The 18,412-nt window shown below is 73.6% G+C and carries 15 protein-coding genes; 3 read left to right on the forward strand and 12 right to left on the reverse strand.

Annotation, left to right across the window (positions count from 1 at the left end; genetic code table 11):
- Positions 1 to 208: 208 nt before the first annotated feature.
- A complete protein-coding gene (locus ACFQLX_RS10515) occupies positions 209 to 439 on the forward strand; it encodes a DUF7455 domain-containing protein (RefSeq protein WP_386413983.1) in 231 nt (76 codons plus the stop codon).
- A gap of 201 nt (positions 440 to 640) precedes the next feature.
- Here the strand turns inward: ACFQLX_RS10515 and ACFQLX_RS10520 are convergent, their stop codons facing one another.
- The 7 genes from ACFQLX_RS10520 to ACFQLX_RS10550 form a co-directional block, all read right to left on the reverse strand.
- A complete protein-coding gene (locus tag ACFQLX_RS10520) occupies positions 641 to 1,465 on the reverse strand; it encodes a serine protease (RefSeq protein ID WP_386413985.1) in 825 nt (274 codons plus the stop codon).
- A 195-nt stretch (positions 1,466 to 1,660) separates the two neighbouring features.
- Positions 1,661 to 3,208, reverse strand: coding sequence for an RNA polymerase sigma factor (locus ACFQLX_RS10525; protein WP_386413986.1), 1,548 nt, complete (start codon positions 3,206 to 3,208; stop codon positions 1,661 to 1,663).
- Positions 3,209 to 3,502: 294 nt separating this feature from the next.
- Positions 3,503 to 4,420: a FadR/GntR family transcriptional regulator gene (locus tag ACFQLX_RS10530; protein ID WP_386414068.1), complete on the reverse strand. Its 918-nt coding sequence runs from the start codon at positions 4,418 to 4,420 to the stop codon at positions 3,503 to 3,505.
- Between the two features lie 215 nt (positions 4,421 to 4,635).
- Positions 4,636 to 6,354, reverse strand: coding sequence for an ATP-binding cassette domain-containing protein (locus ACFQLX_RS10535; RefSeq protein ID WP_386413987.1), 1,719 nt, complete (start codon positions 6,352 to 6,354; stop codon positions 4,636 to 4,638).
- A gap of 147 nt (positions 6,355 to 6,501) precedes the next feature.
- A complete protein-coding gene (locus tag ACFQLX_RS10540; RefSeq protein WP_386413988.1) occupies positions 6,502 to 7,248 on the reverse strand; it encodes an NUDIX hydrolase in 747 nt (248 codons plus the stop codon).
- A 106-nt stretch (positions 7,249 to 7,354) separates the two neighbouring features.
- Positions 7,355 to 8,728, reverse strand: coding sequence for a DUF4192 domain-containing protein (locus tag ACFQLX_RS10545; RefSeq protein WP_386413990.1), 1,374 nt, complete (start codon positions 8,726 to 8,728; stop codon positions 7,355 to 7,357).
- An 86-nt stretch (positions 8,729 to 8,814) separates the two neighbouring features.
- Positions 8,815 to 10,959 (reverse strand): RecQ family ATP-dependent DNA helicase, encoded by a 2,145-nt coding sequence (locus ACFQLX_RS10550; RefSeq protein ID WP_386413991.1) that lies wholly within the window; start codon positions 10,957 to 10,959, stop codon positions 8,815 to 8,817.
- Positions 10,960 to 11,208: 249 nt separating this feature from the next.
- Between ACFQLX_RS10550 and ACFQLX_RS10555 the strand changes: the two genes are divergently transcribed.
- Entirely contained in the window at positions 11,209 to 11,832 is a 624-nt protein-coding gene (locus ACFQLX_RS10555) for a hypothetical protein (RefSeq protein WP_386413993.1), read from the forward strand.
- A 22-nt stretch (positions 11,833 to 11,854) separates the two neighbouring features.
- Here ACFQLX_RS10555 and ACFQLX_RS10560 read toward each other — a convergent pair whose 3' ends face one another.
- The 3 genes from ACFQLX_RS10560 to ACFQLX_RS10570 form a co-directional block, all read right to left on the reverse strand.
- Positions 11,855 to 12,409, reverse strand: coding sequence for a hypothetical protein (locus ACFQLX_RS10560; protein WP_386413994.1), 555 nt, complete (start codon positions 12,407 to 12,409; stop codon positions 11,855 to 11,857).
- A 146-nt stretch (positions 12,410 to 12,555) separates the two neighbouring features.
- A complete protein-coding gene (locus ACFQLX_RS10565; protein ID WP_386413995.1) occupies positions 12,556 to 13,257 on the reverse strand; it encodes a ribonuclease HII in 702 nt (233 codons plus the stop codon).
- A 12-nt stretch (positions 13,258 to 13,269) separates the two neighbouring features.
- A complete protein-coding gene (locus tag ACFQLX_RS10570; protein WP_386413996.1) occupies positions 13,270 to 13,920 on the reverse strand; it encodes a TetR/AcrR family transcriptional regulator in 651 nt (216 codons plus the stop codon).
- 115 nt (positions 13,921 to 14,035) lie between these two features.
- Between ACFQLX_RS10570 and ACFQLX_RS10575 the strand changes: the two genes are divergently transcribed.
- Complete coding sequence (locus ACFQLX_RS10575) at positions 14,036 to 15,589, forward strand: MFS transporter (protein WP_386413998.1); 1,554 nt, start codon at positions 14,036 to 14,038, stop codon at positions 15,587 to 15,589.
- Between the two features lie 45 nt (positions 15,590 to 15,634).
- Here the strand turns inward: ACFQLX_RS10575 and ACFQLX_RS10580 are convergent, their stop codons facing one another.
- Together ACFQLX_RS10580 and ACFQLX_RS10585 are read right to left on the reverse strand one after the other, a co-directional pair.
- The gene (locus tag ACFQLX_RS10580) at positions 15,635 to 17,215 is read right to left on the reverse strand and encodes a DUF4153 domain-containing protein (RefSeq protein ID WP_417846105.1); all 1,581 of its coding nucleotides are present in this window, start codon (positions 17,213 to 17,215) and stop codon (positions 15,635 to 15,637) included.
- Positions 17,216 to 17,470: 255 nt separating this feature from the next.
- Positions 17,471 to 18,379, reverse strand: a complete 909-nt coding sequence (locus ACFQLX_RS10585) for an ADP-ribosylglycohydrolase family protein (RefSeq protein ID WP_386414000.1) — start codon at positions 18,377 to 18,379, stop codon at positions 17,471 to 17,473.
- Positions 18,380 to 18,412: the final 33 nt, after the last annotated feature.

Raw genomic sequence — 18,412 nt, forward strand, 5'->3', positions numbered from 1 at the left:
ACACCCGGCAAGACCCTCCGCCCAGCCCTCCGAACCGGCATCTCCGCCGCGACCCGCCACCCGATCCGGCACCCCCGGGGAGGGCGTACTCCCGGCGTCTGTCCGCTGCAAGCGAAATCCCGCCGAAGAACCCGCGAGCGGGAACGTTTTCGGACTGGTTGGATGTTGACCCTGGTACGACAGCTCGTCGAGCTAGAGAAGAGGCGACGTGACTACTGTTCTGACATCCGCGACCCCGCTGACGGCCGCTGACCGATGCGACCGCTGCGGCGCCCAGGCATATCTGCGCGTCGTCCTGCTGAGTGGCGGAGAGCTGCTCTTCTGCGCCCACCACGGCCGCAAGTTCGAGCCCGAGCTGAAGAAGATCGCCTCGGAGATACAGGACGAGACGGAGCGGCTGAGCGCCACGCCGGCGACCGTGCCCGAGACCGAGAGCTGAGCGCCTGACGGCGTTCGGAGGACTCGCGGGCGGGGCTCTGCCGCCCAGGGCCCCGGCGCCCCGCACAGTCCGACGACAGCAGAGGGAGAGGGCCTCCGGCACCGGAGGCCCTCTCCCTCTGTCGTGCTGCCGTGCTCGCCGCCTCCGCCGTGGCCGGCCCGGCAGCGCTCCTGCGGGAGCGGCTCCGCCCGGCCGCCCGGCTCAGTGCTCGGCGACCTGCCGGGCGACGCCCGCGATCCGTGTGTAGACCCCCGGATTCCCCCGCTCCCCGCAGCCCGTCCCCCAGGACACCAGGCCCACCAGCCGCCTGCCGACCACCAGCGGCCCCCCGGAGTCGCCCTGGCAGGCGTCCCGGCCGCCTGCCCGCACGCCCGCGCAGAGCATCGTGCGCGGCAGGTACGTGCCGTCGGGGGTGCCGGGCGGATAGGCCTTCCCGCACGAGGCGTCCGGCATCACCCGGACCAGGGCGGCGCGCAGCGAGGAGGCGTAGCTGCCGTCGCCGGCCATGTCCCCCCAGCCGTAGACGAGGGCCCGCCTGCCGCTCACGTAGGAGGGGTCGTCAGCCTGCTCGGCCAGCTGGATCGGCTTACCCGTCTTCACCGGGCGGGCGAGGGTGATCACGGCGATGTCCCCCTCGTTGGTCCAGGCGTCGTAGGCGGGGTTGACCCAGGCCCGGCGGATCGGGACCTCCTCGCCGCCGCTGCTCTCCAGATCGCCCCGCCCCGCGATCACCCGCAGGTCGCGCACCTTGCGGTAGGGCATCCCCAGCACCGAGCGCCCCAGGCAGTGGGCCACGGTGACGACCTTCCGGGGGGCCACCAGCACCCCGGCGCAGAACTGGCCCGAGCGGGCGTCCCCGAACCGCGCACGGCTCGCCAGCGCCACGATCCAGGGGCTGTCGTCGATCCGGGCCGGATGCCCTCCGACGACCACTCCGTCGGCGGCGGCCGGTCCCGGCTGCAGTACGGCGACGGCAGCGGCGAGCACGGCCAGCAGGACCGCTATCAGACGGGGACGACGGTGCATACGGGGTGGCTCCTCACACGGACGGCGGCTCGGCGCACCCGCTCCCGTACCCCCTCACGCGACTGAGGCCGAGAGCGTGTGTGCCCTCAGCCTCAGTCAGCCGGATGCTCGGCGCACCCCGTGTTACATCCGACGCCGGTCCGCCCCGGCTCGTACAGCCGCGGCGGACCGGCGTCGGTGGGCCCGTACGGACCGTCAGTCGAGGTAGTCGCGCAGGACCTGCGAACGCGACGGGTGGCGCAGCTTCGACATGGTCTTGGACTCGATCTGGCGGATCCGCTCGCGGGTCACGCCGTAGACCTTGCCGATCTCGTCCAGGGTCTTGGGCTGCCCGTCGGTGAGGCCGAAGCGCATCGAGACCACGCCCGCCTCACGCTCGGAGAGCGTGTCCAGCACGGAGTGGAGCTGCTCCTGCAACAGGGTGAAGCTCACCGCGTCGGCGGGCACGACGGCCTCGGAGTCCTCGATGAGGTCTCCGAACTCGCTGTCGCCGTCCTCGCCCAGCGGGGTGTGCAGGGAGATGGGCTCGCGGCCGTACTTCTGGACCTCGATGACCTTCTCCGGGGTCATGTCGAGTTCCTTGGCCAGCTCCTCCGGGGTGGGCTCGCGGCCCAGGTCCTGGAGCATCTGGCGCTGGACGCGGGCCAGCTTGTTGATGACCTCGACCATGTGCACCGGGATACGGATGGTGCGGGCCTGGTCGGCCATGGCGCGGGTGATCGCCTGCCGGATCCACCAGGTGGCGTACGTGGAGAACTTGTAGCCCTTGGTGTAGTCGAACTTCTCGACCGCGCGGATCAGACCGAGGTTGCCCTCCTGGATCAGGTCCAGGAAGAGCATGCCGCGGCCGGTGTAGCGCTTGGCGAGGGAGACCACGAGTCGGAGGTTGGCCTCCAGCAGGTGGTTCTTCGCGCGGCGACCGTCCTCGGCGATGATCTCCAGCTCGCGCTCGAGCTTGGGGGCGAGCTTGTCGGCGGAGGCGAGCTTGTCCTCGGCGAACAGACCGGCCTCGATCCGCTTGGCGAGCTCCACCTCCTGCTCCGCGTTGAGCAGCGGCACCTTGCCGATCTGCTTGAGGTAGTCCTTCACCGGGTCGGCGGTGGCGCCGGCCGCGGCGACCTGCTGCGCGGGGGCGTCGTCCTCGTCCTCGTCGGAGAGGACGAAGCCCTCGGGACCCTCGGACTCCTCGCCAGCGGCCGCGGGGGTCTCCTCGGAGTCGCCCTCCTCGCCGTCGCCCTTCTTGCCGGTCTTCTTGGCGGCGGTCTTCTTGGCCGTGGTCTTCTTCGCGGCCGTCTTCCTGGCCGCGGTCTTCTTCGCCGCGGTCTTCTTGGCCGGCTGCTCCTCGGACGCCTCGTCGGCGGCTTCGGCGGCCTCGATGTCGAGATCACCGTCGGCCGGGGCGGCGGCCGTCGCGGTGGTCTTCTTCACGGCTGTCTTGGCGGCGACCGTCTTCTTCGCGACCGTCGCCCTGGGGGCTGTGCTCTTCGCCGTAGCGGTCTTACGGGTGCGCTTCGGCGCCTCTGCGGCACTGACCATCAGTGTCACACCCTCCTCTTCCAGGATCTGGTTGAGGCTGCGCAGGACGTTCTTCCACTGGGTGGGCGGAATCTGGTCCACCTCGAAGGCACGACGCACGTCATCGCCGGCGATCTGCCCCTCGGCCTTTCCCCGCTCGATGAGTGCCATGACGGACTCGGCTTCGGCGATCTCCGGCGGGAGCGTACGGGATGTGCTGGCCGACACGAACAACCTCTCGAAACGATGGAAACAACCGGCGGTGGGGATGGACCGCCGGCGAGTGTTCTTGATCGGTGGCGGCGCGCGAAGCGCAACCACCTCTTAGGTCATCGCGCCTTCCCCGAGAGCGTTACGCCCAATCCACGTGGCCCGGGTCACACCGGACCAGAAGCGCCCCCATACGGCGTGTCGCCGGAACCCGGCCCCGGGTTCCGGCGACACGCCGTGCCACTCGCGCCTCCGCGCCCCGCCGTACGCGGCGACCGCCCCCGGTGGGGGTCGGGGCGGTCGCCGCGTACGTCAGTGCTCGCGCGGGGCGGGGACGACGCGCTCGACGGGACCCGTCTCCGTGTGCCCGGACAGCAGCTGACGCATCGCGCTCTCGGCCGCGGTGCTGTCGCCGGCGGCGAGCGCGTCGACAATGCGCGCGTGGTGGGCGATGGAGCTCTCGGTGGGGCGCTCACAGCCGCCGACCGGACCGCCGGAGACCTGGAGGGCGGCGGTGACGACACCGGAGAGGTGCTCCAGCATCCTGTTGCCCGCGACCTGCAGGATCAGCCCGTGGAACTCGGCGTCCGCGCGGGAGAAGGTGACGCCGTCGCCCTGGACCAGGGCGTGGCTCATGATCTCCGTCATGTCGGCCAGGCGCTGCTGGACGTCCTCACGGCCGTGGCCGGCGGCGAGCCGGGCGGCCAGCGGCTCGATGGTCCAGCGCAGTTCGCACAGCTCGCGGCGCTGGTCCTCGCGCTGCGGGCCGAAGGCGCGCCACTCGATGATGTCGGGGTCGAGGAGGTTCCAGTCGGCGACCGGGCGCACCCGGGTGCCGACGTTGGGACGGGCGCTGACGAGGCCCTTGGCCTCCAGCACACGCAGGGACTCGCGCACCACGGTGCGGGAGACCTCGAAGCGCTGCCCGATCTCCTCGGGGACGAGCGGGCGGTCCGCGCCGAGATCGCCGGAGACGATCATCTGGCCGAGCTGCTGGACGAGTTGGCCGTGGAGCCCGCGGCCGCGGCTGGTGGCGGCGCGGCGGCTGGCACGCACGGTCAGGTCGGAGTCGGAGCGCTCCCAGGCGGGAGCGGGGGGCGGCGGCGGGGCATGGCCGGCGGCGGGGCCGGCGGCGACCGCTGCCGCGGCGGCCGGGGCCTCGGCGTAGGGGTATCGGTCGAGCTCGCCCGAGCCGGCGTAGCCGGAGTCCGAGGAACGAGCCGTGGTCATCATGGTCTGCGCAAGGGTACTCACGGAATCCTTTGTCGGCGGAGGCCCGGCGGCCCTTGAGGGCTTTGGTGAAAAGCACACGAAAGGGTGATCGGCGATCACCTGATCATTGACGCAAATTCGCCACAAATCGGACCTTTTACCAGGGAACTCCTGGCCGTTCGTACGACCGTCGGACGTGTGCACGGTATGGTCCGCGGCACTCCGCAGGCCCGTCAGCGGCGCCGCAGGCGCACGGCGCCGCAGGTGTACACGGCCAGCAGCGCGGCGAGGGAGAGGCCGACGGCCGGGCCGTGGGAGTGGGCCAACGAGGCGGCGAGCTCGGTGGCGCCGGCGGGGTCGCCCGCCGGCAGGTGCAGCGTGCGGGCCAGCCGGAGCGGGCCCATCACGATCCTGCGCCCCGCCTCCGTACCGACGAGGGCGGCGAGGGCCGGGGCGACCGCGACGGGGGCGGTGAGCACCGCGGCCGCGCCGACGGCCGTCGAGCGGAACACGCCCGCCGCCAGCAGTCCCGTCCAGCCGCAGCCCACGGTGAGCGCGGCCCAGGCGAGGAGTTGGGCGGGGCCGTCGGCCGGCACGTCGACGATGTCGCCGTAGAGGACGAGCAGCGCGGCCGCGTCCGCGAAGAGGACCACGACGACGAGCAGGAGCGCGAGTACGGCGGTGACGGCGAGCTTCGCGCCGAGCAGGCCGAGACGGCGCGGCACCGCGCCGAGGACGGGGACCAGTGCGGGGTAGCGGTACTCCTGGCCGAAGGCGCAGGCGCCGATGAGGCCGGCGGCGAGGGCGGCGGGGGGGAGCGGCAGGGCGGTGGGCCAGCCGGCGAGGAGGCGCAGGGCGTGGTCGCCGCCGGTGGCGGGGCGCGTCGCGGCCAGCGCGGCGAGGACGAGGGACGCAGCGACGGCGAGGGCCGCGGCGAGGCGGGGGATGCGGGAGCCGGTGGCCGTGCGGCGCAGTTCGTAGCGCAGGGCGTGGGCGGGGGCCGGAGCACGCGGCGCGGTCAGCGGGCCCGTCGGCCGCACGGGCCCGGGCGGGGCGGCCCGGGATTCCAGGCCGGCCGGGAGAGCGGTGTCCGTCTCCTCGGCCAGGTGGTGCAGGAGGATGCCGTGCCGGTGGGCGATCTCGCCGACGGCGGCCGCGCCCGCGCCGTGGACCGCGAGTTCACCGCTGTCCCGCCCGGTCACCTCGACGCGGCTGTCGGGGGTGCTGCCGGTACGGGTGAGGTAGCTGGCCAGCTTCGAGGCCTGGGGGGTACGGACGATCACGCGGTGGCGCAGGCGGGCGGCGGTGAACTCGGCGGCGTCCTGGTCGGCGAGGAGGCGTCCCGCGTCGAGGGTGAGTACCCGGTCGGCGAATCTGGCCGCGGTGCGCGGTTCGGTGAGCGTGGTGAGGACGGTGACGCCCTCGGCGGCGAGTTCGCGCAGTTCGGTGTGGAACCAGGCGGCCTCGCGGGGGGAAAGATCGCGCACCGGGTCGTCGAGGACCAGGGTGTGCGGGGCGCCGAGGAGGGCGACGGCCAGGCCGAGGCGGCGGTCCATGCTGAGCGAGAGCGCGTCCAGCCGGTCGGCGGCCAGTCCGTCGAGTCCGACGCGCCGCAGCAGCACGTCGGCGCGGGAGGCGGGGGCGCCGACGGCGGCGGCGAGCATCCGCAGATGGTCGCGAATGGAGCGGGCCGGATGGCCCTCGGTGTCGCCGAGCAGGACTCCGACCTCGCGGCCGGGCAGCGGGATGCGACTGAGCGGGCGCCCGCGGAAGAGCGTGACACCGCGGCCCGCCTCACGCTGCAGCATCAGGCGCAGGGCCGTGGTCTTTCCGGCTCCCTTGTCACCGAGCAGTGCCGTCACCCGGCCCGCGGGGGCCTCGAAGGTGAGTCCGTCGACCGCCGGCAAGCTGTGGGCGGTGGGTCTGCTGGTCAGTCCGATGGCCTGGATCATGAGCGCGCCCCCGAGGTGTGGATGCGGCACACGATATAGGGGCGAAAGAGGTGATTCGAGCATGACGCGGACGGCCGTCCACCGGCGGCGCGATGTTCGAATGAACGTCGGCGGCCCGGGGTTGGAGGTGACCGGGCCGCCGCGGCGTCAGACGTCGGGGCGGAGCATCGGCGGGTTGAGGAGGGTGGCGCCGCCGGCGCGGAAGAGCTGGGCGGGGCGGCCGCCCTGGCGGGTCGTCGTGCCGCCGGCGGGGACGAGGAAGCCGGGCGTGCCCGTGACCTTGCGGTGGAAGTTGCGGGGGTCCAGCGCCACGCCCCACACCGCCTCGTACACCCGGCGCAGCTCCCCCACGGTGAACTCCTGCGGGCAGAAGGCAGTTGCCAGCGAGGAGTACTCGATCTTCGAGCGCGCCCGCTCCACACCGTCGGCAAGGATCCGGGCGTGGTCGAAGGCGAGCGGCGGCTGCTCCTGGTCCCGGGTCAGCAGCGTCTCGACCGGCGCCCACCGCACGCTGCTGGCGTCCCCGCCGGGACGCGGCGCGGGCAGGTCGGGGGCGAGAACGAGATGGGCGACACTCACCACCCGCATCCGCGGATCCCGCTTGGGGTCGCCGTAGGTGGCGAGTTGCTCTAGGTGCGCCCCCGGCAGCCCGGTGGGGTCGTCGGGAAGCGACTGCGGATGCAGTCCCGTCTCCTCGGCGAGTTCGCGCGCCGCGGCGTCCTCAAGGTCCTCGTCGGGCCGTACGAATCCGCCGGGGAGCGCCCAGCGCCCCTGGAAGGGGGGTTCACCGCGGCGGACAGCCAGTGCGCACAGTGCGTGACGCCGCACGGTGAGCACCACGAGGTCGACGGTGACGGCGAAGGGCGGGAAGGCCGACGGGTCGTAGGGGGGCATGGTCGTGATCATAGTCGTCTGCCTGACGATAATCAGTCCCTTGACCTTCTCCTCTCCGGCTCGGCCCCGGCCTCCGGTCCGGCCCACCGCTCTTCGCCCTCACTCCTTACCTCCCCTCCGGCGCATCCTCACTTCGGCGGCGGCCGCGCGAGGGGCCACCGCGCCTGCGCGGCCCGGCTCCGCCGGGGCGGTCAGGCGCGGTGGAGCGGTTGGCGGGGCCCGCGGACCGGCCGCGGCTGCGGCGCAGCGAGCGGCGCAGCGGCTCCGGGTCCAGCCCCTCGTTCACCGCCTGGTGCAGCAGACCCGCGAAGGCGTAGGCCGGGTCCAGCTCCAGGGCGCGGGCGAGGCAGACCCGGGCGCCGGTCTCGTCACCCGCGGACCAGGCCACCCAGCCGGCCAGCGTGAGGGGCGCCGCGGCGTGCTCGCCGTAGGCGCCCACGCAGCGCCGGGCGAGGGCGCGCCACAGGCGCAGCGCCGGGGCGGCGTCGGGCTCCTCCATCCACTCGGCCGCGCGGTCCCGCGTGATCCGGTCCTGCAGGCCGATGATCAGCGCCGCCGCCTCGTCGTCGCCGATCAGCGCGTCGTCCCAGGCGTCCGCCACCTCGTCCGACGCAGCGGGCGCCGGTAGCGAGCCGGCCAGCCGGACCAGCAGCCGCTCGGCCAGGGCGAGGCACTCCCGGCGCACCGCCCGCCGCTCGACCTCGGGACCGCGCCCCCGTTGCACCGCGCGGCGGCGGCCCGCGTGAGGGGCGCCGCCCGCCCCAAGGCGGCCGCGCGCAGTGGGGGCGGCGACCCCCGCATCGCCGCCGCGCCCCGTCACCACGTCCCTCAGCCCGTCCCCCGGTCCGTCTCCCAGAGGCGCGCCGACGATACGGGGGATCAGGGCCGCCCCCGCCGCGTCAAGCGCCTTCGTCTGCGGATCGAAGGGGATTTCGGGACGCGCCGAGAGCCGGGCCTCCATCTCGCGCAGGGAGCCGCAGACGCGGATGCCCGCGTAGGTCGCGGCGGCGGCCATGGGCGTCGTACCGCGCGCGGCCAGGGCCGTTCCCTGCGGCGGGCAGCATCTGGCGTCCGGGCAGCAGTAGGACCAGTAGCGCTCAGCGGAGATGCAGAGTGCCTCGATCACGGGGACGTCGAGGCGGCCGCAGGCGACGCGAAGGCGCTGGGCCAGCGGGCGGAGGCGCTCCATCACCTCGGCCGGCGTCTCCGGTCCGGCCGCCGGGTCCTGGCAGAGGAAGACGATGACGCCCGTGGGATCCGCCCCTCTCGTGCGGCTGCCCTCGATCAGGCAGTCCGCGAGCTGCTGGGCGACGTCCGACCACTCCTCCCGCGCGGTGGGGATGCCCAGCCGGAGTCGGCCGCCGAAGGTGCCGCGCTCACCCTTCAGGGCGACCATCACGATGCTGTCCGTCGGATGGAAGCCCATCAGATAAGGCAGTGCGTCCGCCAGCTCGGCCGGACTACGGAGCGTGATTTCCATGTCACTGTGTGAAGTCATGTCGTCACAGTGCCCGGTCACCCCCGCCCTTCGCATCCCCCTGTGGATAACTTCGGCGGCAGCCGCGGTCAGCCGGAGACCGCGAGCACCAGCGGCAGTACCTGTGCGGCACCTGCCTCGCGCAGCAGGCGGCCCGCGACCGCCAGCGTCCAGCCGGATTCGGTGAAGTCGTCCACCAGCAGGACCGGCCCCGGGGTCCGGGCCAGGGCCTCGGCGAGATCCGGTGGCACAGCGAGCGCGTCGGACAGGGTGCGCAGCCGCTGGGCGGAGTTGCTGCGCCGCAGCGGGCCACCCGGTCCGGTGTACGCCAGCCCACCCAGCATCGGCAGCCGCCCGACCGCCGCGACCCCCTCCGCCACGGATCCGACCAGCTGCGGGCGCCGTGCCGAGGGAAGCGCCACCACCCCCACCGGGCGGGCGGCCGGCTCCGCCGCCCAGCCGTCCGGCGAGCGCGCCCAGTCGGCCAGGACGGCCACCACCGCGCGCAGCACGTCGTCAGGTACGGGGCCGTCGGACGCTCCCTCCGCCAGCAGCGGCCGCAGGCGGTTGCCCCAGCCGATGTCCGAGAGGCGCCCCAGCGCCCGTCCGGTGGCGCACTGCTCCTCGACCGGGATGCGCCCCTTGACGTCGACGCCCAGCGCCGGCATGCCCGTCGGCCACATCCGGCGCGGCTCGACCTCCACCCCGGGCCGGTCCAGCTCCTTCGCCGCACCCGTCAGTGCCTCGGCCGAGACCTCGGCGTCCAGCCAGGGGCCCGCGCAGTTGTCGCACCGGCCGCACGGCGCGGCCCCCTCGTCGTCCAGCTGCCGGCGCAGGAACTCCATCCGGCAGCCGGCCGTGTCCACGTACTCACGCATGGCCCGCTGCTCCGCCGCCCGCTGGCGCGCCACCCGCGCGTAGCGCTCGGTGTCGTACACCCACTCCGCGCCGGTGGCGGTCCAGCCGCCCTTCACCCGCTGGACGGCGCCGTCGACGTCCAGGACCTTCAGCATCGTCTCCAGCCGGTTGCGCCGCAGGTCCACCGCCGCCTCCAGCGCAGGCACGGAGAGCGGCCGCCCCGCGTCGGCGAGGGCGGCGAGGGTCTGGCGGACCTGGGGCTCGGGCGGAAAGGCGGTGTCGGCGAAGTAGCGCCAGATCGCCTCGTCCTCCTTGCCCGGCAGCATCAGCACCTCGGCCCGTGCCACGCCGCGGCCGGCGCGGCCGACCTGCTGGTAGTACGCGATCGGCGAGGACGGCGAGCCGAGATGGACCACGAAGCCCAGGTCGGGCTTGTCGAAGCCCATGCCGAGCGCGGAGGTCGCCACCAGCGCCTTGACCCGGTTGGCCAGCAGGTCTGCCTCGGCCTGCAGCCGGTCGGCGTTCTCCGTACGCCCCGTGTAGGAGGCGACCGCGAAGCCGCGCTGGCGGAGGAAGGCCGTGGCCTCCTCCGCGGCGGCGACGGTGAGGGTGTAGATGATGCCGGAGTCCGGCAGCCGGTCCAGGTGCTCGGCGAGCCACGCCAGCCGGTGCGCCGCGTCCGGCAGGCGGACGACCCCCAGTCGCAGGCTCTCGCGCTCCAGCGTGCCGCGCAGGACGAGCGCCCCGCCGGCGCCCGTGCCCAGTTGCTCGGCCACGTCGGCGGTGACGCGGGTGTTGGCCGTCGCGGTGGTGGCGAGGACGGGCACCTCGGGGCCGAGGGCGGCGAGCATCGCCCGCAGCCGCCGGTAGTCCGGCCGGAAGTCGTGGCCCCAGTCGGAGATGCAGTGGGCCTCGTCGACCACCAGCAGGCCGGTGGTGGCCGCGAGCCCGGGCAGCAGCTGCTCGCGGAAGTCCACCGAGTTGAGTCGCTCGGGGCTGACCAGCAGGACGTCGGTCCCGCCGCGCTCCACCGCCTCGTGGATGGCCTCCCACTCCTCGGGGTTGGCCGAGTTGATCGTGTGCGCGCGGATACCGGCCCGGCCCGCCGCCTCGACCTGGTTGCGCATCAGCGCCAGCAGCGGGGAGACGATGACCGTCGGACCCGCGCCGCGGCGGCGCAGCAGGGAGGTGGCCACGAAGTAGACGGCCGACTTGCCCCAGCCCGTGCGCTGCACCACCAGGGCGCGCCGGCGCTCCACCACCAGGGCGCGCACCGCCTGCCACTGGTCCTCCCGCAGCCGCGCGGAGCCGGTCGGGTCACCGACCAGCTCGGCGAGGACGGCATCGGCTTCCGCACGTAGTTCCACGTCGTTCATGCCCCCCATGCAACCCGATGGCTCTGACAACGGGCACCCGACCCTCCCGTACGCCCGGCCGCGCGGCTCTCGAAGGGAGTTATCCGGCGCACCGCCAGAAACCTCCCTTCGCCGTCAATTGCTCGTTGCCGCAGGCCAGTCCGCCAGGAAGAATGGGAGTGCTCCCTCAACCGGCCCTTACCCAGGGCTTACGCACCCCTGCCCGCTGCCACCCGGAGTGGGCGCGCAGACGAAGGGAGGAGTGTGCAGTTGGCCTTCGGTGCCGCCCCCGTCAACGCCGGCTCGTCCGGCCGTATCCTCGAGCCCGCCGAGTGGGCCGACGCCGGCATTCCCCTGCTGCGCAGCCCCCGCGAGGTGGTCAGCGGCCTGTTCAGCCGCCATGACCCGAGCCCCGCCACCGCCGTCGTCGCCGTCCTCGATCCGGAGGAGCGGCTCCTGGCCAGCGCCTCCTTCGGACCCTCGGGGCCCGGGCGCCGTATCGGCCGCGGCATGGCCGCCGGTCTCGCCGACGGCTGGTACGCGCGCAACGCGCTCCTCTCACACCTGCGCCGGGTCATCCCGCACGACCTGCGCCGCCGCTCGCCCGTGCGGACCGCCGTCCTGCTCTACTGCCGCACCGGCGGTGAGGCGTGGACGGAGGAGGACGGTGCGTGGATGTGGGGGCTGCGCGACGCCTGCACCCTGCACGGGCTGCGCTGCGGGGCGTACATCACGCTGACCCCGCAGGGCTGGAACGTCCTGGGCGAGGGGCGCGGCGGGCGCAGCCCGCAGGCGCTGGGCGACGACCTCCGTGAAGCGCGGACTCCCCCCGGGCCGTCGCGGACGTCGGCCGGGGGGAGCGCCGTCCCGTTGCGCTGGACGGCTGCGCGGTAGGGCCGCGGGGGCCTGGGCGCCGTTACGCGCCGGGAGCGGCGAGCGCGTCGATCCGCTGCTGGTCGCCGCACAGGATGAGCAGCGCGCCGGCGTGGCGCACGGCGCCCGCCAGGGCCCGCGCGACGGCCTCGTCGCCACCGCCGTTGACGGCGACCACCACGACCGGTCGCGCGGCGATCCGGGCTGCGTCGGCGTGGGCGTAGAAGACGTCTTCGGCGGGCGACTGCTGGGCCCAGTAGGCCTCTTCGCCGAAGGACAGCTCGTGCGCGGCCCAGGGGTGCGGGTCGCCGGTGGTCAGGACCAGGACCTCGCCCGGCGGACGGCCGGACTCCAGCAGCAGGTCGACGGCCTCTTCCGCGGCGTCGACGGCTCCGTCGGCGGAGCTGGGGATGATCTGCAGCTGAGGTCCGGCGGCAGCGGGCTTGGCCGCGCTGTGGGGCGTACGGGCCGCCGGTACGCGACCGGGGCCGGGCCGGCCGGGTCGTGCGGGACGGGGGCCGGGGACTGGACGGGGGCTCGCGACGGCGAGGCCCGGAACGCTCTCGTGAATCTGAGGCTCCTCGGGAGAGAGAGGCATGAGTTGATATCTATCAAACGTGAGTAGGGATCAAGACGCGGGGTGGCGTCAATCGGATATCGAAGCGGCGAACCTTCGCGAACCGGCCGCCGGCCGTGCCGCTTTGCACGGACCGCCGGGCAGCCGGACAGCCGACGGGCAACTGCTCAGAGGTCGAAGCCGAGCTGCCCCGCCGCCTGCAGCGCCGCCGCCTCCGGAGGGGTTCGCGGCCGCTTCAAGTGCCGCCAACGCGGCAGCGCATCAAGATATGCCCACGACAGCCGGTGCAGTGCACTGGGGCCCCGTTCCTCCAGCGCGGCCCTGTGCACAGGCGAGGGGTAGCCGGCGTTGTCGGCGAACGCGTACGCCGGATACTCGGTGCCCAACTCGGCCATCTGCGCGTCGCGGTGCTCCTTGGCGAGCACGGAGGCCGCGGCCACGCAGACGCAGCTCTGGTCGCCCTTGATCACCGTACGGACCCGCCACGGCGCTCCGAGGTAGTCGTGCTTGCCGTCCAGGATCACCGCGTCCGGCTTGACGGGCAGCGCGTCGAGGGCGCGGACGGCGGCGAGCCGCAGGGCCGCCGTCATCCCCAGCTCGTCGATCTCCCGGTGGTCGGCCTCGCCGATGGCGTACGCCGTGACCCAGCCGGGCAGTTCGGCGGCCAGGGCGGCGCGCCGCCGGGGGGTGAGCAGTTTGGAGTCGGTGAGCCCCTCTGGCGGGCGGCGCAGTCCGGTGACCGCCGCGCAGACCGTGACCGGGCCGGCCCAGGCGCCGCGGCCCACCTCGTCGATGCCGGCGACGGTCCTGGCGCCGGTCTTCGCACGGATCGAGCGCTCGACGGCGTGGGTGGGTGGTTCGTAGGTCATGACCGGACCAGCCTACGCCCCGCCCTGGTCGCCCCCGGCCGGTGCCCCCCGGGTGCCGAGCAGGGGGATCATGATCTCGTCCACCACCCGCACCAGGTCCTCCTCGCGCAGGTCCGCCCCGGTGACCTTGTGCCGGTACATCATCATGGCGGGGACGACGTCGACGACCAGCTCGCTGGTGGCGTCCGCGCGGACGTCGCCGCGGGCGATGCCGCGCCGGACGATCTCGCCCGTCAGCTCCTTGCCGGGCTCGATGACACGGCCGACGATCAGCTCCATGAAGTGCTCGGCGTGGCTGCGGTCGCACTCGTCCATGAGCACGCGCAGCGCCTGGCCGGAGCGGGAGTACATGCGCGATCGCAGCATCCGCGCGAGGCCGATGAGGTCCCCGCGCAGACTGCCGGCGTCGGGGAGGGCCTCGACGGGCGGCAGGCCGGCCTTCAGCGCGTCGGCGACGAGGTCGACCTTGGACGACCAGCGCCGGTACACGGCGGCCTTGCCCGTCTGGGCCCGGGCGGCCACGCCCTCGATGGTGAGGCCGTTCCAGCCGACGCTGCCCAGCTGGTCGAGGACGGCGTCGAGGATGGCCTTCTCCAGCACACTGCCTCGGCGGCGGCCTGCTGCTGGGTGCGCTCCGGGAGCGGGCCGGTGCGAACTACCCATGGATTTCCACTCCATTGAATTGTAGTGAACGCTTGCGTTCACTGTGGACCTGTCGCTACCGTCGATCGGGACAGTGAACGATGTCGTTCACTATCCCACATTCAAGGGGGGCACGGTGAAAACCTCTCAGACGGCGGACGTGCGTACGGGGCCGGTCGCGGCACCCCGCGCGGACCGACGCGGTATCGCGCTGGTGCTGATCGCGGCGTGTCAGCTCATGGTGGTCCTGGACGCGACGATCGTGAACATCGCGCTGCCGCACATCCAGACCGCTCTCGACTTCTCCACGACCGGCCTGACCTGGGTGGTGAGCGCCTACACGCTGACCTTCGGCGGGCTGCTGCTGCTCGGTGGCCGGGCGGGCGACATCCTGGGCCGGCGCCGGGTGTTCATCTTCGGCATCCTGCTCTTCATCGTCGCCTCGCTGCTGGGCGGTCTGGCCCAGGAGCCCTGGCAGCTGCTGGCCGCGCGGGCGCTGCAGGGCGTCGGCGGCGCGATCGCCTCCCCGACCTCACTGGCCCTGATGACCACGACGTTTCCCGAAGGTCCCGAGCGCAACCGGGCGTTCGGGGTGTTCGCGGCGGTCTCGGCGGGCGGCGGCGCGGTGGGGCTGTTGGCCGGCGGCCTGCTGACGGACTCGCTGAACTGGCGCTGGGTGCTCTTCGTCAACGTGCCGATCGGTCTGCTGATCGTGGCGCTCGTGCCGCTGTACATAAGCGAGTCGGAGCGCCATCCGGGCCGCTTCGACATCCTCGGCGCGGTCACGTCCACCCTGGGTGTGGCCTCCCTGGTCTACGGCTTCATCCAGGCCGCCGACCGGGGCTGGGGGGACGGCCGGGCGCTGGGCTTCTTCGGGGCGGCGGTGGCGCTGCTGACGGTGTTCCTCCTCATCGAGCAGCGCGCGCGTGAACCGATAACGCCGCTGCGGATGTTCGCCGACCGCAACCGCGCCGGCACGTATCTGATCATGACCTGTCTCGCCGCGGCCATGTTCGGCATGTTCTTCTACATCGTGCTCTTCGTGCAGAACGCGCTGGGCTTCAGTCCGGTCGAGGCCGGACTGGCGTTCCTGCCGGTAACGGTCGCGATCACCCTGGGCGCGGGACTCTCGCAGCGCTTCCTGGCGGTGTTCGGGCCGAAGCCCTTCATGGTCACCGGTTCGATCATCACAGCCGCCGGAATGGCCTGGCAGACCCAGCTCGACCCGGGCAGCAGCTACCTCGGCGGGGTGCTGGGCCCGATGCTGCTCTTCGGCTTCGGGATGGGGCTCAACTTCGTCACCCTGACGCTCACGGCGGTCTCGGGGGTCGCGCAGCACGAGGCGGGCGCCGCCTCGGCTCTGCTGAACGTGACCCAGCAGGTGGGCGGTTCGATCGGCCTGGCCATTCTCACCACCGTGTACGGGGCGCAGGCCCGCGCGGAGTTCAAGGTCCAGCTGCCGGACTTCATGAGGACCGCCCCCGCCGAGGCGAAGGCGGTCTTCGAGAAGACGGGTCTGATGCCGGGCAGATGGGGCGCCGAGGTGCTGGCCGCCGGTATAGGCCCGGCCTTCTGGGCGGCGGTCGCCATGGTGCTGTCCGCCGTCGCCACGGCCCTGTTCGTGATCAAGGTGCGCAAGAGCGATATCGACGCCCTCAGCGGCAGCGGGAAGGAGACTGCCACGGGTTGAGGATCAGGTGTCCGCTCCCACCGGTTGTCCTTCGCCGGCCGTCCCTTACCAGTCGTTTGTGCGTCCGGTGGCTCCGCCGCACTCCACGGAGTAGGACACGGGGCGGCGGTCGAGGATCTCGCGCGCCCGCCGCTCCGCGAGGCTGGTCGCGTACCAGGGGGTGTCCTCGTCCAGCTCCTGTGCGATGTCCCGCAGCGCACAGGAGCGGTAGGGCTCCGCCAGGCGGTCGAGGGCCGGGACCGCGTCGGCCGAGAGGGTGGAGAGGTAGTCGGTGTCGATGCCCCGCTCACTCAGGCGGATGTTCCGCTCGGCAATGAGGGCGTCCGGGTTGACCAGGCCGAAGACCAGCACGGCCGCCGCGGCCGAGCCCGCCACCACGCGCGGCAGCCAGCGCGCCCCGAGCACGCCCGCGACCATGATCATCACGATCACCAGGCCCAGCCACACCTCCATCGAGAAGACGGAGATCCGCAGCCGGGTGAGGCCGTAGGCGTCCACGTAGAGGTCCATCCGCCGCAGTGCGGAGGCGACGACGACCAGCGTCAGCGCGCAGAGCGTGCCGAGCACCCCGCGGACGAGGACGCGGTCGCGGGGGCCGGAGCGCGGGGCCCAGCGCAGCGCGAGCGCGACGACGACCAGCACGAGGAGGGTCACCCAGAGCAGCTGCCAGAAGCCCTGCCGCGCGTACTGGGCGTAGGTCATGCCGGTCTCACGCAGCACGGTGTCGTAGCCACCGAAGAGCACGACGAGTTGGACGGAGATGAAGACGGCGAAGAGCGCGTTGAGCGCGAGCAGCGGCAGTGCCCACTCGGTGCGGCCGCGCGCCCTGCCCGGCTTGGCGGGGATCCTGTCCCAGCGCAGAGGGGCGGCGGCGGTGCGGGCGGCGGCCAGCGCGCCCAGCGCCCCACCCAGGAAGAGCAGGAAGCGCCAGGGGCTGCCACCCACCGTCACCTCGGGCACCAGGGCGCCGAGCAGGTCCGCGAACGCCGCGTCGGCGCTGGCGAACAGCGCGCCGAAGACCACCAGCAGCGCCACCGCCACGCCTCCGGTGCGCAGCAGGAAACCCCAGCGCCGCCTGCTGTGCGCGAGCCGCTGCCTGACCCCCTCGACCAGCCATCCGACCGCGGCGGGCAGCGTGCCGAGCAGGCCGACGGGCCCGAGCAGCACGGCGTACCAGCTGCGGCCGCCGACCAGGGCGCAGGTGCCGGCGGCCAGCGCCGCGAGCATGGCCAGGGACACCGGCCAGAGCGATTCCCGCAGGAGCGGCACGGCCAGCAGCCCCAGTCCGCCCGCGGCCCACAGCAGCGCCCACGGCCGTGCGGTGCGCCTCGCGGCCCGGGCGGCGACATAGGCACCGAAGGCGGCGGGCAGCGCGACGATCAGCAGGTTCACGCCGACGCCGTCCGCCAGCAGCAGCGCCGCCAGCACACCGGTGAGCAGCACCGCCGCCAGGGTCGCGACGCGCAGGGGCTGGGCGCGGCCGGGGCGTACGGCCTTCAGCCACTCCGGGTCACCGGGGGCGTAGGGGGAAGCGCCGCCGGGCTGCCACGGCGGCTGGACGGTGGGGCCCGGTATCCCGGCCCGCGGCGGGGCGAAGGGGCGTGCGGCTTGGGCGGCACCGGGCACCGCTCCGGAGGACGCGGCCCCAGCGCGGGCGGGCGCCGGCGGTGCGGCCTCGGACGGCGCAGCGTCCCCCGGTTGCGGCTTGGACGTACCGGACATGGCGATCAGCTCCCCACCGCCGGCGCCCCGTCCACCCAGACAAGATCAACCCCCCGGCGTGGCCGTCAGGTTAGAGGACGGCGCCACTCGCGCCCATGGGAGGAAGCCGCACTGTGCCGCTCTGGCACGACCCCGTGACCCGGCTGTGACACGCCGGGCTCAGACCGCCTCCGGCACCCAGTCCGGCAGGGGCTCGGTCCGCTCCAGCCACGCGGACGGGGGCGCCCACTCGCGGCGCGCCGCCAGGACGCCGCCGACGATCGCGCACATGGTGTCGACATCGCCCCCGGCCCGTACGGTCGACCAGAAGGCCCCCTCGTAGTCGCCCAGGTTCCGCGCCACCGACCACAGGGCGAACGGCACGGTGTCGTGCGCGCTGGTGCGGCGGCCGTTGCCCAGGACGGCGGCGACGGTGGCCACGTCGTCGTAGTCCAGCAGGTCGCGGGCCCGCCGCACACCCTGGGCGACCGCGCTTCTGGGGATCAGTTCGGTCACCGCGTCCAGCAGGGCGACCGGCCGCGGGGCGCCCGCCGGATCCGCGACGAGCGCGGCGGCGGCCGCCACGGCCATGGCGCCGACGACCGCCTCGCGGTGCTGGTGGGTGACGTAGGCGGAGATCTCCGCCTGGTGTACGGCCTGCTCCACGCGGCCCGCGTACCAGGCGCCGAGCGGCGCGATGCGCATCGCGGCGCCGTTGCCCCAGGAGCCGCGGCCGTTGAAGAGGGCGGCGGCCAACTCCCGCCAGTCGGCGCCCTCCTGGCGGATCCGGCGCAGCATGCGGGTCACGGCGGGGCCGTAGCCCCGGTCGAAGTCGTGCCGCCGGGCGAAGGAGGCGGCCAGCGCGTCCTGGTCGATGCGGCCGTGCGCGGCCAGCACGAGGACGACCGAGCAGGCCATCTCGGTGTCGTCCGTCCACTGCCAGGGGGCGGGCGGCAGTTCGCGCCCGCCCAGCAGGGGCCGGTTGTCGGGGACGAAGAACTGGGAGCCGAGCGCGTCGCCCACACTGAGGCCGCGCAGACTGTCGAGGGCGCGCTCCAGGCACCCGGAGTCGGAAGAGTGAGTGGTCATTTCGGACCAGCCTATCCGCACGGGTGTGGATCA

Source organism: Streptomyces polyrhachis (assembly GCF_042663125.1).
Taxonomy (GTDB): Bacteria; Actinomycetota; Actinomycetes; order Streptomycetales; family Streptomycetaceae; genus Streptomyces; species Streptomyces polyrhachii.

Coding starts and splice junctions, on each gene's coding strand:
- ACFQLX_RS10540 (WP_386413988.1), bottom strand. CDS start 7,248: ATGCCCCCCTACGACCCGTCGGCCTTCCCGCCCTTCGCCGTCACCGTC.
- ACFQLX_RS10585 (WP_386414000.1), bottom strand. CDS start 18,379: ATGACCACTCACTCTTCCGACTCCGGGTGCCTGGAGCGCGCCCTCGAC.
- ACFQLX_RS10570 (WP_386413996.1), bottom strand. CDS start 13,920: ATGGGTAGTTCGCACCGGCCCGCTCCCGGAGCGCACCCAGCAGCAGGC.
- ACFQLX_RS10550 (WP_386413991.1), bottom strand. CDS start 10,959: ATGAACGACGTGGAACTACGTGCGGAAGCCGATGCCGTCCTCGCCGAG.
- ACFQLX_RS10530 (WP_386414068.1), bottom strand. CDS start 4,420: ATGACCACGGCTCGTTCCTCGGACTCCGGCTACGCCGGCTCGGGCGAG.
- ACFQLX_RS10565 (WP_386413995.1), bottom strand. CDS start 13,257: ATGACCTACGAACCACCCACCCACGCCGTCGAGCGCTCGATCCGTGCG.
- ACFQLX_RS10560 (WP_386413994.1), bottom strand. CDS start 12,409: ATGCCTCTCTCTCCCGAGGAGCCTCAGATTCACGAGAGCGTTCCGGGC.
- ACFQLX_RS10535 (WP_386413987.1), bottom strand. CDS start 6,354: ATGATCCAGGCCATCGGACTGACCAGCAGACCCACCGCCCACAGCTTG.
- ACFQLX_RS10520 (WP_386413985.1), bottom strand. CDS start 1,465: ATGCACCGTCGTCCCCGTCTGATAGCGGTCCTGCTGGCCGTGCTCGCC.
- ACFQLX_RS10545 (WP_386413990.1), bottom strand. CDS start 8,728: ATGGAAATCACGCTCCGTAGTCCGGCCGAGCTGGCGGACGCACTGCCT.